General features: G+C 52.1%; 14 protein-coding genes and 3 pseudogenes. 7 read left to right on the top strand and 10 right to left on the bottom strand.

What is annotated here, in order from left to right:
* Positions 1-31: 31 nt before the first annotated feature.
* The 5 genes from ybdG to BEB42_RS17475 form a co-directional block, all read right to left on the bottom strand.
* Complete coding sequence (ybdG, locus tag BEB42_RS17495) at positions 32-1,279, bottom strand: mechanosensitive ion channel YbdG (RefSeq protein ID WP_001153126.1); 1,248 nt, start codon at positions 1,277-1,279, stop codon at positions 32-34.
* A gap of 107 nt (positions 1,280-1,386) precedes the next feature.
* Complete coding sequence (gene nfsB, locus BEB42_RS17490) at positions 1,387-2,040, bottom strand: oxygen-insensitive NAD(P)H nitroreductase (RefSeq protein ID WP_000351457.1); 654 nt, start codon at positions 2,038-2,040, stop codon at positions 1,387-1,389.
* 94 nt (positions 2,041-2,134) lie between these two features.
* Positions 2,135-2,503, bottom strand: a complete 369-nt coding sequence (locus tag BEB42_RS17485) for an MmcQ/YjbR family DNA-binding protein (RefSeq protein WP_000360966.1) — start codon at positions 2,501-2,503, stop codon at positions 2,135-2,137.
* 64 nt (positions 2,504-2,567) lie between these two features.
* The gene (locus BEB42_RS17480; protein ID WP_000682512.1) at positions 2,568-2,816 is read right to left on the bottom strand and encodes a DUF1158 domain-containing protein; all 249 of its coding nucleotides are present in this window, start codon (positions 2,814-2,816) and stop codon (positions 2,568-2,570) included.
* A gap of 65 nt (positions 2,817-2,881) precedes the next feature.
* On the bottom strand, positions 2,882-4,000 hold the full coding sequence (locus tag BEB42_RS17475; protein ID WP_001122261.1) for a YbdK family carboxylate-amine ligase: 1,119 nt from the start codon (positions 3,998-4,000) through the stop codon (positions 2,882-2,884).
* Positions 4,001-4,058: 58 nt separating this feature from the next.
* Here BEB42_RS17475 and BEB42_RS27050 point away from each other — a divergent pair, with 58 nt between their 5' ends.
* Complete coding sequence (locus BEB42_RS27050) at positions 4,059-4,187, top strand: hypothetical protein (RefSeq protein WP_001225241.1); 129 nt, start codon at positions 4,059-4,061, stop codon at positions 4,185-4,187.
* Positions 4,188-4,222: 35 nt separating this feature from the next.
* On the opposite strand, the pseudogene BEB42_RS27215 reads toward BEB42_RS27050, so the two are convergent.
* Positions 4,223-4,482, bottom strand: a pseudogene (locus BEB42_RS27215) (hypothetical protein).
* On the opposite strand from BEB42_RS27215, the gene hokE (BEB42_RS17460) reads away from it, so the two are divergent.
* Positions 4,451-4,603 carry a type I toxin-antitoxin system toxin HokE gene (gene hokE, locus BEB42_RS17460; protein WP_000956465.1) on the top strand — a complete coding sequence of 51 codons (153 nt, stop codon included), beginning with the start codon at positions 4,451-4,453 and terminating at the stop codon, positions 4,601-4,603. The pseudogene BEB42_RS27215 and the gene hokE (BEB42_RS17460) overlap by 32 nt on opposite strands.
* Positions 4,604-4,722: 119 nt before the next feature.
* On the opposite strand, the pseudogene BEB42_RS27110 reads toward hokE (BEB42_RS17460), so the two are convergent.
* Positions 4,723-4,985 (bottom strand): annotated as a pseudogene (locus BEB42_RS27110) (hypothetical protein); the annotation flags it as partial.
* Between BEB42_RS27110 and hokE (BEB42_RS26500) the strand changes: the two are divergent.
* Positions 4,954-5,106, top strand: coding sequence for a type I toxin-antitoxin system toxin HokE (gene hokE / locus BEB42_RS26500; RefSeq protein ID WP_000956467.1), 153 nt, complete (start codon positions 4,954-4,956; stop codon positions 5,104-5,106). The pseudogene BEB42_RS27110 and the gene hokE (BEB42_RS26500) sit on opposite strands and share 32 nt — an antisense overlap.
* Before the next feature lie 107 nt (positions 5,107-5,213).
* Here the strand turns inward: hokE (BEB42_RS26500) and BEB42_RS27105 are convergent.
* Positions 5,214-5,487, bottom strand: a pseudogene (locus tag BEB42_RS27105) (hypothetical protein).
* Here BEB42_RS27105 and hokE (BEB42_RS17450) point away from each other — a divergent pair.
* A complete protein-coding gene (hokE, locus tag BEB42_RS17450; protein WP_000956467.1) occupies positions 5,456-5,608 on the top strand; it encodes a type I toxin-antitoxin system toxin HokE in 153 nt (50 codons plus the stop codon). The pseudogene BEB42_RS27105 and the gene hokE (BEB42_RS17450) overlap by 32 nt on opposite strands.
* Before the next feature lie 121 nt (positions 5,609-5,729).
* Here hokE (BEB42_RS17450) and entD read toward each other — a convergent pair whose 3' ends face one another.
* Together entD and fepA are read right to left on the bottom strand one after the other, a co-directional pair.
* Positions 5,730-6,350 (bottom strand): enterobactin synthase subunit EntD, encoded by a 621-nt coding sequence (entD, locus tag BEB42_RS17445; RefSeq protein WP_077627114.1) that lies wholly within the window; start codon positions 6,348-6,350, stop codon positions 5,730-5,732.
* 174 nt (positions 6,351-6,524) lie between these two features.
* On the bottom strand, positions 6,525-8,765 hold the full coding sequence (gene fepA / locus BEB42_RS17440; RefSeq protein ID WP_001034928.1) for a siderophore enterobactin receptor FepA: 2,241 nt from the start codon (positions 8,763-8,765) through the stop codon (positions 6,525-6,527).
* Positions 8,766-9,007: 242 nt separating this feature from the next.
* Between fepA and fes the strand changes: the two genes are divergently transcribed.
* The 3 genes from fes to entF are packed head-to-tail and all read left to right on the top strand — an operon-like array spanning position 9,008 to position 14,309.
* Entirely contained in the window at positions 9,008-10,210 is a 1,203-nt protein-coding gene (fes, locus tag BEB42_RS17435) for an enterochelin esterase (RefSeq protein WP_105267480.1), read from the top strand.
* Between the two features lie 2 nt (positions 10,211-10,212).
* Positions 10,213-10,431, top strand: coding sequence for an MbtH family protein (locus tag BEB42_RS17430; protein ID WP_000885808.1), 219 nt, complete (start codon positions 10,213-10,215; stop codon positions 10,429-10,431).
* Positions 10,428-14,309 (top strand): enterobactin non-ribosomal peptide synthetase EntF, encoded by a 3,882-nt coding sequence (gene entF, locus BEB42_RS17425; protein WP_000077686.1) that lies wholly within the window; start codon positions 10,428-10,430, stop codon positions 14,307-14,309. The genes BEB42_RS17430 and entF overlap by 4 nt, the downstream gene beginning before the upstream one ends.
* The last annotated feature ends 14 nt before the right edge of the window (positions 14,310-14,323 follow it).

The following is a 14,323-nucleotide window of genomic DNA, read 5'->3' as shown; positions in this document are numbered from 1 at the left end:
TCTCATCCATTCGATGAGAGCGGTTTTTTAATTACTGCTTAAATGCACCTGCCAGGGAGCGAATATCATTGCCGGTTGGTGACTGATGAAGCCGCAGACCAAACTCTTCGACAATCGCAAATATGTGGTCGAATATATCAGCCTGAATACTTTCATATTCCAGCCACACCACGGTGTTGGTAAACGCATAGATCTCAAGCGGTAAACCATTATCTCCCGGTGCCAGTTGGCGCACCATTAAGGTCATATCTTTACGAATCCGCGGATGGTTACGTAGATATTCGTTCAGATAGGCGCGAAAGGTTCCAATATTGGTCATTCGACGCAGGTTTAATACTGACTCCGTAGAACCTTGCTGGCGATTCCACTCATTAATTTCCTGATGGCGGCTGGTTAAATAAGGTTTTAACAAATGCGCTTTATTCAGACGTTGCATTTCGTCTTCATCAAGAAAATGAATACTGGTGACATCAATGCTGATACTGCGTTTAATACGTCGCCCGCCGGATGCTGACATCCCGCTCCAGTTTTTAAAGGAGTCAGAAACCAGAGACCAGGTGGGAATAGTGGTAATGGTATTGTCCCAGTTACGCACTTTGACGGTGGTTAACCCAATATCGATCACCGCGCCATCCGCGCCGTATTTCGGCATCTCCAGCCAGTCGCCCAGTTTCAGCATATCGTTCGCGGAAAGCTGAATACCTGCCACCAGACCAAGAATCGGATCTTTAAATACCAACATCAGCACGGCAGCCATTGCACCAAGACCGCTGATCAGAATCGCTGGCGATTGACCAATCAGCAGCGAGATCATCAAAATGCCGACCAGAATCGCGCCGATCAGTTTAATCCCCTGAAATATCCCTTTCAGCGGTAACTGAGACGCCGCCGGGAATTTCTGCGCCAGATTCAAAATAACATCCAGCAACGAGAAGACTGAAAGCAGTGCATACATCATGATCCACAACTGCGCGCAGGTGGTCAGAATATCAGCCGCTTCGGTGCCTTTTTGCAGCCAGAATACCGCCTGAATATTGACGATAATCCCCTGCAAGGTGAAAGCTAAACGGTGGAAGAGTTTATTCTGGGTAATGATTTGCAACCATAGCCGTGAACTGGCGATGGCACGTTTTTCGAAGGTCCGTAGTACTACCCAGTGCAAAATAATATGCACTACAACGGCAGTCAGAAAAATAATACCGAAAATCATCACCATCGAGGTGGTGTGATCAAACTCAATACCCGCTAAATCTTCAACCTGGGATATTAAATCCTGCATAACGTCTCCTTTATACAACAGTAGCCTATGATGACGGCTGAAACAGGGTTATGCAAATCAGGATAATCTGAGGGGAAATAGCCGGGCGGATGCCCGGCAAAGGAGAATTACACTTCGGTTAAGGTGATACTTTGCGGCAGACGAGATTTCGGCAGAGTCGCGTTAAAATCCTCTACGCTATGATGGCCCACTGGAACCACCACCAGGCTGGTGTAGCCTTTCTCTTTCAAACCGAATTCTTCATCGAGGATTGCGGCGTCAAAACCTTCGATGGGTACCGCGTCCAGACCCAGCGCCGCAACGCCCAGCAGGAAGTTACCGACGTTGAGGTAAACCTGTTTTGCCATCCACTCAGCATCATCTTGCAGATCTTTACGGTGCATATCGGCGAAGAATTTGCGACCTTTATCGTTCGCGGCTTTCGCTTCCTGCGTGGCAAAGCGGCCATCGGCATCTTCCTGGTCAACAACCTGTTTCAGCCAGGCATCGTCCATCGCGGTTTTCGCGCAGAACACCACGACGTGCGAGGCATCAAGCATTTTGCGCTCGTTGAACACGTAATTATCGGCAGCGGATTTGGCAACACGCGCTTTGCCTTCTTCCGTGCTGGCAACAATAAAATGCCACGGCTGGGAGTTGGTGCTGGATGGGCTGTACTGCAGCAGCGTTTTGATCTGCTCGGCCTGTTCCGGGGTAAGTTTTTTGCTGGCATCAAATGCCTTAGTGGAATGACGCTTTAAGGCGACAGAAATGATATCCATAAAGACTCCATGTGTAAGTAATTTTGCGTGCCAGCAGATTACAAGGTTCAACGAGAAATGGTAAGCGAGAAAAATGCGCTATAGATTTTCGCTTTTAGTCTGGGCGCACTCTTTTTTGATCGCGTTTAGATAAGCCATCAACCACCAGATTCCACGAATCGTTGATCAGATCGCTAAGTAACGCTTCGGAGATTTCCTCGCCGGGATACACTGAAATCCAGTGCTTCTTATTCATGTGATACCCTGGCTTAATGCTCGGGTATATCTGCTGATTTAACAGGGATTTTTGTGGATCGGACTTCAAATTGATAAAGGGGACGCCGCGCAGCTCCGACGACAGCATAAAAATCTTGCCGCCAACTTTAAAGACATCGAACTCCGGGCCAAAAGGCCAGCAAAGCTCGACAAAGGGTAACTCAAGGGCCAGGCGTTTCGCCGTTTCGTGCAGTGATTGCTTATCCATAAACGTTCCTTTAGGCGAAGGAGAATAAGCAAAGTATGCCGTGAAGTACGGTGATAATCGACGTTTAGTCCGCCGCAGAGAACCAGCGTCGCCAGATAAAGCGCAGAACAAAATACTCAATTGCGCCCAGCACTAAAAACCACAGGCAAAACAATAAAGTGTAAAGCTGGCTAAGATCCATCAGATGGAACGTGTTCACCAGTTTTTGTGCCAGCGTCAGTCCCAGTGCGGGGGCGGGCAGCAGCAGGCAAGAGAGGAAAGCCATCAGCAAAATGCCTGCTGCGGTGGTTAAGGTTTCTAAAGGGTGTTTCATAACATTGTTAAATGTAAGTTAAAACACCATTGTCAGGGATATTCTTCTGTAAGGCAATTCCCGACTTATTCTCCGGCCCAAATCTCACAATGCTTTTTCACCAGTCCAATCAGCGAGCCGCCATCGGCGACGAAATCACGCATCAGCTGCGCTTCATTCAGACCGCTGACGACCTGGCGATGCAGGGCCTCAATCGCGCTCGATGCGCCAATTTTATCTGCGGAAGGGGCGATTTTTTCCAGTAAACGTAAGGTGTCTTCCGTTAGTGGCCGACGATCGCCAGTGTGCGGATCGGTAATGGCACCTTCCAGCCCATAACGGCAGGCCTGGAAGCGGTTGAATTTATACAGCAGGTAATCTTTTTCCTGATGTTTGAACGGGCGTTCCGTCAGTAACCAGTGGGCGGTAGCCTGAATCAATCCCGCCATATTTACCGCGTGGCTAAGAGTTAATGGGGTATCCATCACCCGAACTTCCACCGTGCCAAAATGGGGGCTGGGGCGAATATCCCAGTGCAGATCTTTAATGCTGTCGATCATCGTGGTGTAACTCAGACAACGAAACAGGGCTTCAAATTGTTGCCAGTTACTGACCCACGGCATTGGGCCATTGTCGGGAAAGGCGGAAAAAATATTCGGTCTTGAGGAAGCAAAGCGTGTATCCGTTCCCTGCATATACGGCGATGCGGCAGAAAGGGCGATAAAGTGCGGCACAAACCGCGACAAGCCGTGCAGCAAATAAATGGCGTCATCGCCACTGGCGCAGCCAACATGGACATGCTGACCAAAAACGGTCGCCTGCTGAATGAGATAACCAAAGTTTTCCAGCGTTCGTTGATAGCGTTCGTTATCGCATACCTCCTGACGCTGCCATTTCTGAAACGGGTGCGTGCCCCCGCCGCAAATTTCCAGATGATGGTCTGCGGCTGCCTGCAATACGACTTTCTGCATCGCTGAAAATTGCCCGGCAGCCTGGTTGATATCACGACAAACATCCGTCGCCAGCTCCAGCATGCTTTCGGTGATATCGTGCTTTACTTCCCCGGCAGTGATCTGATTTTTAACCGCGTCAATCAGCGTTGAAGAGTCCTGGCTTAAGTCATAGCCCGGTGGATTAACCACCTGCATTTCCAGTTCAATACCGAGGGTAAAAGGTTCAGAGACTTGAAAATCGGGTATTGGCATAGGTTTCTCTTATGTTGGCGTTTTCATTTCAGTATAGAAGTGGGAGCGGCCGGGGGAGATGCGGAAGTTCTGGAATATTTCTTTTTTTGGAGATGGTGAACTGATTGTGACTGAAGAAGTTTGGCTACTTTTGCAATGTGCCAAGTTATGGCAGAGCTGGCTGGCGGCGGAGAATTTTGACGATTGAGGGGCGAAGGAAAAACTGGCTTAGTTTCGGTTGATCTAATGCGTAGTGAGAAGTCCGAAATAAGACCAACTGTATAAATAAACAGCCATTTTGCTAAGGAAGGGTAAGATAACGGCGGGTGCCTGAAGCTTTCCGGTTTCAGGTTTACTCTGAGGACTGGAAAGATGAAGCCCCAGGAGATATTTCTATCAACCCTGGGGCTGCCACTCCAAACCCGAACAATTTGGATGGTAGTCCCTTCTTCGCATGGAGGCAATATAAACATGCTGACGAAATATGCCCTTGTGGCAGTCATAGTGCTGTGTTTGACGGTGCTGGGATTTACGCTTCTGGTCGGAGACTCGCTGTGTGAGTTTACGGTGAAGGAACGTAATATTGAGTTTAAGGCTGTTCTCGCTTACGAACCGAAGAAGTAGCCGTTGTGCGGGGAGCAATCCCCGCATATCCGGTTGTCAGGTCAGGATGGTAAGGCATCTGCTTTACACTTTCGCCCGCGGTCAGTGATGGCTGCGGGCGATGTCGTTTTAAGGGCAATGATCAGTTTTGCCAACAGAAGTCCGAAACAGGATTTACTGTATAAATAAACAGCTATTTTGCTAAGGAAGGGTAAGATAACGGCGGGTGCCTGAAGCTTTCCGGTTTCAGGTTTACTCTGAGGTCTGGAAAGATGAAGCCCCAGGAGATATTTCTATCAACCCTGGGGCTGCCACTCCGAACCTCAACAACTCGGATGGTAGTCCCTTCTTCGCATGGAGGCAATATAAACATGCTGACGAAATATGCCCTTGTGGCGGTCATAGTGCTGTGTTTGACAGTGCTGGGATTTACGCTTCTGGTCGGCGACTCGCTGTGTGAGTTCACCGTAAAGGAACGTAATATTGAGTTCAGGGCTGTTCTCGCTTACGAACCGAAGAAGTAGCCGTTGTGCGGGGAGTAATCCCCGCATATCCGGTTGTCAGGTCAGGATGGTAAGGCACCTGCTTTACATTTTCGCCCGCGGTCAGCAATGGCTGCGGGCGATTTCGTTTAACTGGCATGGGCGATAATACTAATGAAAAGTCCGGAACAGGATTTACTGTATAAATAAACAGCCATTTTGCTAAGGAAGGGTAAGATAACGGCGGGTGCCTGAAGCTTTCCGGTTTCAGGTTAACTCTGAGGTCTGGAAAGATGAAGCCCCAGGAGATATTTCTATCAACCCTGGGGCCGCCACTCCAAACCAGACAATTTGGATGGTAGTCCCTTCTTCGCATGGAGGCAATATAAACATGCTGACGAAATATGCCCTTGTGGCGGTCATAGTGCTGTGTTTGACAGTGCTGGGATTTACGCTTCTGGTCGGCGACTCGCTGTGTGAGTTCACCGTAAAGGAACGTAATATTGAGTTCAGGGCTGTTCTCGCTTACGAACCGAAGAAGTAGCCGTTGTGCGGGGAGTAATCCCCGCATATCCGGTTGTCAGGTCAGGATGGTAAGGCACCTGCTTTACACTTTCGCCCGTGGTCAGTGATGGCTGCGGGCGAATCGTACCAGATGTTGTCAATTAATCGTGTTGGCACAGCGTTATGACTATTTTTTCTTTTATCTGCCAGTGCACAGCAAACTGCTCATCCTCTAGTCGAATGATGATCTGCTGTTTATTCCAGCTAATTATCTGATAATCCAGAAAACCTTGAGCGGCCTGTATCTTGCTTGCCTTAAATGCGCTCTCTTTGGCGGAAAATGCCAGTGTCAGCGCCAGAGAAAAGGTTAAACCGCATTCTGCGAGTCGCTCGTGTTCTGCTGGTGTAATAATGTTGTCTGTCAATTCTCTTGCGGTTTGTACAGAGAAAATCTCTTCGATATCAATGCCAATGGGTTGACGGGATACCACTGCCAATGCCGTAGTCCCGCAGTGGCTGATACTGCCAAATACCCCCGCAGGCCACATAGGTTGGCGTAGATCGCCGATTGCGGGCACACATTTAAGGCCACATTCCCGCAAGGCATAAACAGCAGCGATCCGTCCGGCTAAATGCTCTGTTTTGCGTTTCTGTCCAGTGTGTTGCAGTTGAGCGTAGTGCGGCAGCCAGAGTAAATCCTGTTCGTGAAAACTTGCTGGATCGAACTCAACAAAATGCAGCGTATGTCCGGCAAAGGGGAGGGAGGTATGCGTAGTTTTCATATCGACCATATTAGAGACTGATGACAAACGCAAAACTGCCTGATGCGCTACGCTTATCAGGCCTACACTATCCTGCAATATATTGAATTGGCAAGATTTTTGTAGGCCGGATAAGGCGTTCACGCCGCATCCGGCATGAACGACGCGCACTTTGTCAACAATCTGACGTTAGCATCAGAAGTGAGTGTTTACGCTCATATACCACGTACGTCCCGGCTCGTTATAGGTATACGCGCCGGCACCCGCGATATAGTTGGCTCCTGCCAAATCGCCCGTGGTCTGGGCATTACCCGCACGCCACAAACGCTTGTCGAACAGGTTGTCCACGCCGCCGGTCAGACTGACATTCTTCGTCACATCCCAGGTCGCGCTCAGGCCAACAATGCTGTAAGGGCTAATTTCTTTGGTTTCCGGTCCAACCGCTGGCTGGCCTTTATAGTTGTACTTCTTCGGCTGCTGCTTGCCGTACCAGGTGAAGGTCGTTTGCATCGACAAATCTTCCCGCGCCTGCCAGCTCAGCGTTGAGTTCAACGTATACTCCGGGATGATCGACAAACGGTCGCCCGTGGTTTTGTTTTCACTCTTCAGCATATAAGTGATGTTATTGGTCCACATCACCGTTTCGCTAACCGGTACGTTTAACGATCCTTCCAGACCTTCAACCACCGCTTTCGGCACGTTATCCCACTGATAGAGATCGGTGCCGACTGCGTTTTGCCCTACAGCCACATAGCCCGCTTCAATCTTATTGCGATAATCGTTACGGAACCAGGTGACGCCCGCCAGCCAGCCGTCGCGTTTGAACTCCAGACCAATCTCTTTGTTGATGCTGGTTTCCGCTTTCAGGTCATCATTACCTTGCAGATAGCAGCCGCCCGCGCTGGCATAGCAGCCCTGACCTTTACTGTAGAGAATGTAGTTCGGGTTAGTCTGGTACAGGCTCGGCGCTTTATAAGCACGGGCGATGCCCATTTTCAGCGTGAAGTCATCGCCTAAACCTTGCGATATATTCAGCGCCGGACTCCAGTTATTGCCGACAATGCTGTGATGATCGAAACGCAGCCCCGGCGTTACGATGGTGCTGTCAGTCAGCTCCATGTTGTTTTCGGCAAATAGCGAGAAAATTTCTGCCTTTGAATATGGGCTACGGTCGGTGGCACTCACACCATCAATAGCACCGCCGGTATTCGTTCCGGTCAGCGCCTGGGTGTTGGAACTTAAGTCCTTCATCCGCTGCTGATTCCACTCAGTCCCCAGCGTCAGCGTCTGGTTAACGAGGAAATCAATCGGCAGGTTAACTTCGCTGTGCAACATCACGTCATCAAGATCGATATCGACGAAATCTTGTGTCGCTTTTTCGTTAAATTTCCCTTCGGTGCCGCCCGCCAAACCTTCCGGTATACGCGAGTTACGGGTGTGTTCGTACTGCACCCAATTGCTGGTGGTCACGCCGTTATCCCAGCCACCGTTCCAGGTCAGCGAGTAGTTCTGGCGATACAGGCGGTTGGTTTCATCGCCATATTTCGAGCGCGTATAGGAATCGGAGTTGGTGTTTTGGGTATCACCTGCATACAGGTTACCCTGGCGGCTGTAGCCCGCTTCAAGTTCGAGTGATTGCATAGGGGCGAAGTCCCAACGCACCACGCCATTGATATCTTTGTTGATCACCCCTTCGCGCCCGGCTGGTAACGTCGTGGCATACGTTCCGGCACGCGCTGACTGATGGCCCTGGTTAATATCCCATGCATCAGCCTGAGTTTTGTCGAGGTTGCCATATAAACGGAAGCTGAATTCGTCGCCCAGCGGACCGGTCAAGCTGAAGTTGGTGCGTTTGGTGGCACCTTCCTCTTTATGCTCTGGCGCATTGAAATAAGCATCCCATGAGCCGTGCCACTCGCCGCTGCCTTTTTTGGTAATGATGTTAACCACGCCGCCCGCCGCGCCGTTGCCATAACGCGCAGCTGCCGGACCACGCAGAACTTCAATACGTTCAATCATTTCAGGCGGCACCCAGGAGGTATCACCACGGGTATCACGCTCGCCACGCCAGCCCTGACGCACCGAGTTACGGCTGCTGACAGGCTTACCGTCAATCAAAATCAGCGTGTTTTCCGGACCCATGCCGCGAATATCAATCTGGCGGTTATTACCACGCTGACCACTGGTGGAGTTACCTGTCAGATTAACGCCAGGCATGGTACGAATGATCTCCGATACATCGCGGGCAACCGGGTTTTTGCGGATTTCATCTGCGGTGATGGTCGAAACGCCAGGCGCCTGCAAGTTCTGCTCGGCGGCGGTAACGACAATAGTATCGTCATGTGAAACAGGAGTATCGGTTGGCTCTTGTGCCTGCGCTACCCCATAAATCCCCAGATTGACCAACAAGGCCAGGGAATGAATCTTCTTGTTCATTGTTTTATTCCTGCATTTTTGCCACGAATTGCAACTGTCGGGCGTAGTCGTCATCAATACGACGTATCCCGCTACCGCGAAAACCTTTGATCCTGAAAGACACGCAGTGCAGTTGGTTAATTAATGTCCGCGCTTCCCACGGCGCGCCATTACGCTATTGCAAATGCAAATAGTTATCAATAATATTATCAATATATTTCTGCAATCAATGAAAAATTGCACAGTAAACATGGGGTTATGGTGTGATGGCGTTAAAAGTAGGAAGTGAGAGCTGGTGGCAGTCGAAACATGGCCCGGAATGTCAGCGTCTGAATGACGAAATGTATCAGGTCACTTTCTGGTGGCGTGATCCACAAGGTTCTGAAGACCACTCGACGATAAAGCGCGTATGGGTCTATATCACTGGCGTGACCGATCACCATCAGAACAGCCAGCCCCAGTCGATGCAGCGAATTGCAGGGACCGATGTCTGGCAGTGGACGACACAACTCAATGCCAACTGGCGCGGCAGCTACTGTTTTATTCCTACCGAACGTGATGACATTTTTTCTGCACCATCACCTGATCGCCTCGAATTGCGCGAAGGCTGGCGAAAACTATTACCCCAGGCGATAGCCGATCCGCTAAATCCACAAAGCTGGAAAGGCGGGCGAGGGCACGCTGTTTCTGCACTCGAAATGCCGCAAGCGCCCCTGCAACCAGGATGGGATTGTCCGCAAGCGCCAGAAACGCCTGCCAAAGAAATTATCTGGAAAAGTGAACGGTTGAAAAATTCACGCCGTGTATGGATTTTTACCACCGGCGATGCAACAGCAGAAGAACGTCCGCTGGCAGTTTTACTTGATGGCGAATTTTGGGCGCAGAGTATGCCCGTCTGGCCTGTGCTGACTTCGTTGACCCATCGTCAGCAACTTCCTCCCGCCGTGTACGTGTTGATCGACGCTATCGACACCACGCAACGTGCCCACGAACTGCCATGTAATGCGGATTTCTGGCTGGCAGTACAGCAAGAGTTATTACCCCAGGTGAAAACTATCGCCCCCTTTAGCGATCGCGCCGATCGCTCCGTGGTCGCAGGGCAGAGTTTTGGTGGACTTTCCGCGCTGTATGCCGGACTGCGCTGGCCTGAACGCTTTGGCTGTGTATTAAGCCAGTCGGGATCGTACTGGTGGCCGCATCGGGGCGGGCAGCAAGAGGGCGTGTTACTTGAACAGCTCAAAGCTGGTGAAGTTAGCGCCGAAGGTCTGCGCATTGTGCTGGAAGCAGGTATTCGCGAGCCGATGATCATGCGGGCCAATCAGGCGCTGTATGCGCAATTAACCCCCCTAAAAGTATCCATTTTCTGGCGTCAGGTTGACGGCGGACATGATGCGCTTTGTTGGCGCGGTGGCTTGATGCAGGGGCTAATCGACCTCTGGCAACCACTTTTCCATGACAGGAGTTGAATATGGCATTCAGTAATCCCTTCGATGATCCGCAGGGCGTGTTTTACATTTTACGCAATGCGCAGGGGCAATTCAGTCTGTGGCCGCAACAGTGCGCCTTACCGGCAGGCTGGGATGTTGTGTGTCAGCCGCAGTCACAGGCGTCCTGCCAGCAGTGGCTGGACGCCCACTGGCGTACTCTGACACCGGCGAATTTCATCCAGCAGCAGGAGGCGCAATGAGCCAGCATTTACCTTTAGTTGCCGCACAGCCCGGCATCTGGATGGCAGAAAAACTGTCGGATTTACCCTCCGCCTGGAGCGTGGCGCATTACGTTGAGTTAACCGGAGATGTTGATGCGCCATTACTGGCTCGCGCGGTGGTTGCCGGATTAGCGCAAGCAGATACGCTGCGGATGCGTTTTACGGAAGATAACGGCGAAGTCTGGCAATGGGTCGATGATGCGCTGACGTTCGAACTGCCAGAAATTATCGACCTGCGAACCAACATTGATCCGCACGGTACTGCGCAGGCATTAATGCAGGCGGATTTGCAACAAGATCTGCGCGTCGATAGCGGTAAACCTCTGGTTTTTCATCAACTGATACAGGTGGCAGATAACCGCTGGTACTGGTATCAGCGTTACCACCATTTGCTGGTCGATGGCTTCAGTTTCCCGGTCATTACCCGCCAGATCGCCAACATTTACTGTGCATGGGGGTGTGGCGAACCAACACCGGCTTCGCCGTTTACGCCTTTCGCTGAGGTAGTGGAAGAGTACCAGCAGTACCGCGAAAGCGAAGCCTGGCAGCGTGATGCGGCATTCTGGGCGGAACAGCGTCGTCAACTACCACCGCCCGCGTCACTTTCTCCAGCCCCTTTACCGGGGCGCAGCGCCTCGGCAGATATTTTGCGTCTGAAACTGGAATTTAACGGCGGGGAATTCCGCCAGTTGGCTACGCAACTTTCAGGTGTGCAGCGTACCGATATAGCCCTTGCGCTGGCGGCTTTGTGGCTGGGGCGATTGTGCAACCGCATGGACTACGCCGCCGGATTTATCTTTATGCGTCGACTGGGCTCAGCGGCGCTGACGGCTACCGGACCCGTGCTCAACGTGTTGCCGTTGGGTATTCACATTGAGGCACAAGAAACATTGCCGCAACTGGCAGCCCGACTAGCGGCACAACTGAAAAAAATGCGTCGTCATCAACGTTACGATGCCGAACAAATTGTCCGTGACAGCGGGCGCGCGGCGGGAGAGGAACCGCTGTTCGGTCCGGTGCTCAATATTAAAGTATTTGATTATCAGTTAGATATTCCGGGGGTACAGGCGCAAACCCATACCCTGGCAACCGGTCCGGTTAATGACCTTGAACTGGCCCTTTTCCCGGATGAAAACGGTGATTTGAGTATTGAGATCCTCGCCAATAAACAGCGTTACGATGAGCCAACGCTAATCCAGCATGCTGAACGGCTGAAAATGCTGACGGTGCAGTTTGCCGCGGATCCGGCGCGGTTGTGCGGCGATGTCGATATTATGCTGCCAGAAGAGTATGCACAGCTGGCGCAGATCAACGCCACTCAGGTTGAGATTCCAGAAACCACACTGAGCGCGCTGGTGGCAGAACAGGCGGCAAAAACGCCGGATGCTCCGGCACTGGCAGATGTGCGTTACCAGTTCAGTTATCGGGAAATGCGCGAGCAGGTGGTGGCGCTGGCGAATCTGCTGCGTGAGCGCGGCGTTAAACCTGGCGACAGCGTAGCGGTGGCACTACCGCGCTCGGTCTTTTTGACTATGGCGCTACATGCGATAGTTGAAGCAGGTGCGGCCTGGCTACCGCTGGATACGGGCTATCCGGACGATCGCCTGAAAATGATGCTGGAAGATGCGCGTCCGTCACTGTTAATCACCACCGATGATCAACTGCCGCGCTTTAGCGATATCCCCAATTTAACCAGTCTTTGCTATAACGCCCCGCTTACACCGCAGGGCAGTGCGCCGCTGCAACTTTCACAACCGCACCACACGGCTTATATCATCTTTACCTCCGGTTCCACCGGCAGGCCGAAAGGGGTAATGGTCGGGCAGACGGCTATCGTTAACCGCCTGCTTTGGATGCAAAACCACTACCCGCTTACAGGCGAAGATGTCGTTGCCCAAAAAACGCCGTGCAGTTTTGATGTCTCGGTGTGGGAGTTTTTCTGGCCGTTTATTGCCGGGGCGAAACTGGTGATGGCTGAACCGGAAGCGCACCGCGATCCGCTCGCTATGCAGCAATTCTTTGCCGAATATGGCGTAACGACCACGCATTTTGTACCGTCGATGCTGGCGGCGTTTGTTGCTTCGTTGACGCCGGAAACCGCTCGCCAGAGTTGCGCGACGTTGAAACAGGTTTTCTGTAGCGGAGAAGCCTTACCAGCCGATTTATGTCGCGAATGGCAACAGTTAACCGGCGCGCCGTTACATAATCTTTATGGCCCGACGGAAGCGGCGGTGGATGTGAGCTGGTATCCAGCCTTTGGTGCTGAACTTGCAGCGGTACGCGGCAGCAGTGTGCCGATTGGCTACCCGGTGTGGAACACGGGCCTGCGCATTCTCGATGCGATGATGCATCCGGTGCCGCCGGGTGTGGCAGGCGATCTCTATCTCACCGGTATTCAACTGGCGCAGGGGTATCTTGGACGACCCGATCTGACAGCCAGCCGCTTTATTGCCGATCCTTTCGCGCCCGGTGAACGCATGTACCGTACCGGAGATGTTGCCCGCTGGCTGGATAACGGCGCGGTGGAGTATCTCGGGCGTAGTGATGATCAGCTAAAAATTCGTGGTCAGCGGATTGAACTGGGCGAAATCGATCGTGTGATGCAGGCGCTGCCGGATGTCGAGCAAGCAGTTACCCACGCTTGTGTGATTAATCAGGCGGCAGCCACCGGAGGGGATGCACGTCAACTGGTGGGCTATCTGGTGTCGCAATCGGGCCTGCCGCTGGATACCAGCGCATTGCAGGCGCAGCTTCGCGAAAAATTGCCTCCGCATATGGTGCCCGTGGTTCTGCTGCAACTGCCACAGTTACCACTTAGCGCCAACGGTAAGCTGGATCGCAAAGCCTTACCGTTGCCGGAACTGAAGGCACAAGCGCCGGGGCGTGCGCCGAAAATGGGCAGTGAAACGATGATCGCCGCGGCGTTCTCGTCATTGCTGGGTTGTGACGTGCAGGATGCTGACGCTGATTTCTTCGCGCTTGGCGGTCATTCGCTACTGGCAATGAAACTGGCAGCACAACTTAGTCGACAGTTTGCCCGTCAGGTGACGCCGGGGCAGGTGATGGTCGCGTCAACCGTCGCCAAACTGGCAACGGTTATTGATGGTGAAGAAGACAGCACCCAGCGCATGGGATTTGAAACCATCCTGCCGTTGCGTGAAGGTAATGGCCCGACGCTGTTTTGTTTCCATCCAGCATCTGGTTTTGCCTGGCAGTTTAGCGTGCTCTCGCGTTATCTCGATCCTCAATGGTCGATTATTGGCATCCAGTCTCCGCGTCCTCATGGCCCCATGCAGACGGCGGCAAACCTGGATGAAGTCTGCGAAGCGCATCTGGCAACGTTACTTGAACAACAACCGCACGGCCCTTATTACCTGCTGGGGTATTCGCTGGGCGGTACGCTGGCGCAGGGGATTGCGGCACGGCTGCGTGCGCGTGGCGAACAGGTGGCATTTCTTGGCTTGCTGGATACCTGGCCGCCAGAAACGCAGAACTGGCAGGAAAAAGAAGCTAATGGTCTGGACCCGGAAGTGTTGGCGGAGATTAACCGCGAACGTGAAGCTTTCCTGGCGGCACAGCAGGGAAATACTTCAACGGAGCTGTTTACCACCATTGAAGGCAACTACGCTGATGCAGTGCGCTTGTTGACCACTGCCCATAGTGTTCCGTTTGATGGAAAAGCGACGCTGTTTGTTGCCGAACGCACGCTTCAGGAGGGGATGACTCCCGAACGGGCCTGGGCACCATGGATTGCGGAGCTGGATATCTATCGTCATGATTGCGCGCATGTGGATATTATCTCGCCGATGGCGTTTGAAAAAATAGGGCCAATTATTCGTGCGGCGCTAAATAAGTAAATTTATATTATCTA

This window comes from Escherichia sp. MOD1-EC5990 (assembly GCF_002965285.1).
Taxonomy (GTDB): Bacteria; Pseudomonadota; Gammaproteobacteria; order Enterobacterales; family Enterobacteriaceae; genus Escherichia; species Escherichia coli_F.
Note: the sequence above shows the minus strand (reverse complement) of the source record. Positions and strands in the feature narration are given on the sequence as shown.

What these genes read in the sequence shown, in the direction of transcription:
- entD (WP_077627114.1), bottom strand. Translation starts at nt 6,350, where the DNA reads ATGAAAACTACGCATACCTCCCTCCCCTTTGCCGGACATACGCTGCAT.
- BEB42_RS17430 (WP_000885808.1), top strand. Translation starts at nt 10,213, where the DNA reads ATGGCATTCAGTAATCCCTTCGATGATCCGCAGGGCGTGTTTTACATT.
- entF (WP_000077686.1), top strand. Translation starts at nt 10,428, where the DNA reads ATGAGCCAGCATTTACCTTTAGTTGCCGCACAGCCCGGCATCTGGATG.
- BEB42_RS17485 (WP_000360966.1), bottom strand. Translation starts at nt 2,503, where the DNA reads ATGGATAAGCAATCACTGCACGAAACGGCGAAACGCCTGGCCCTTGAG.
- BEB42_RS27050 (WP_001225241.1), top strand. Translation starts at nt 4,059, where the DNA reads ATGCGGAAGTTCTGGAATATTTCTTTTTTTGGAGATGGTGAACTGATT.
- hokE (WP_000956467.1), top strand. Translation starts at nt 5,456, where the DNA reads ATGCTGACGAAATATGCCCTTGTGGCGGTCATAGTGCTGTGTTTGACA.
- BEB42_RS17475 (WP_001122261.1), bottom strand. Translation starts at nt 4,000, where the DNA reads ATGCCAATACCCGATTTTCAAGTCTCTGAACCTTTTACCCTCGGTATT.
- hokE (WP_000956467.1), top strand. Translation starts at nt 4,954, where the DNA reads ATGCTGACGAAATATGCCCTTGTGGCGGTCATAGTGCTGTGTTTGACA.
- fepA (WP_001034928.1), bottom strand. Translation starts at nt 8,765, where the DNA reads ATGAACAAGAAGATTCATTCCCTGGCCTTGTTGGTCAATCTGGGGATT.
- BEB42_RS17480 (WP_000682512.1), bottom strand. Translation starts at nt 2,816, where the DNA reads ATGAAACACCCTTTAGAAACCTTAACCACCGCAGCAGGCATTTTGCTG.
- hokE (WP_000956465.1), top strand. Translation starts at nt 4,451, where the DNA reads ATGCTGACGAAATATGCCCTTGTGGCAGTCATAGTGCTGTGTTTGACG.
- nfsB (WP_000351457.1), bottom strand. Translation starts at nt 2,040, where the DNA reads ATGGATATCATTTCTGTCGCCTTAAAGCGTCATTCCACTAAGGCATTT.
- ybdG (WP_001153126.1), bottom strand. Translation starts at nt 1,279, where the DNA reads ATGCAGGATTTAATATCCCAGGTTGAAGATTTAGCGGGTATTGAGTTT.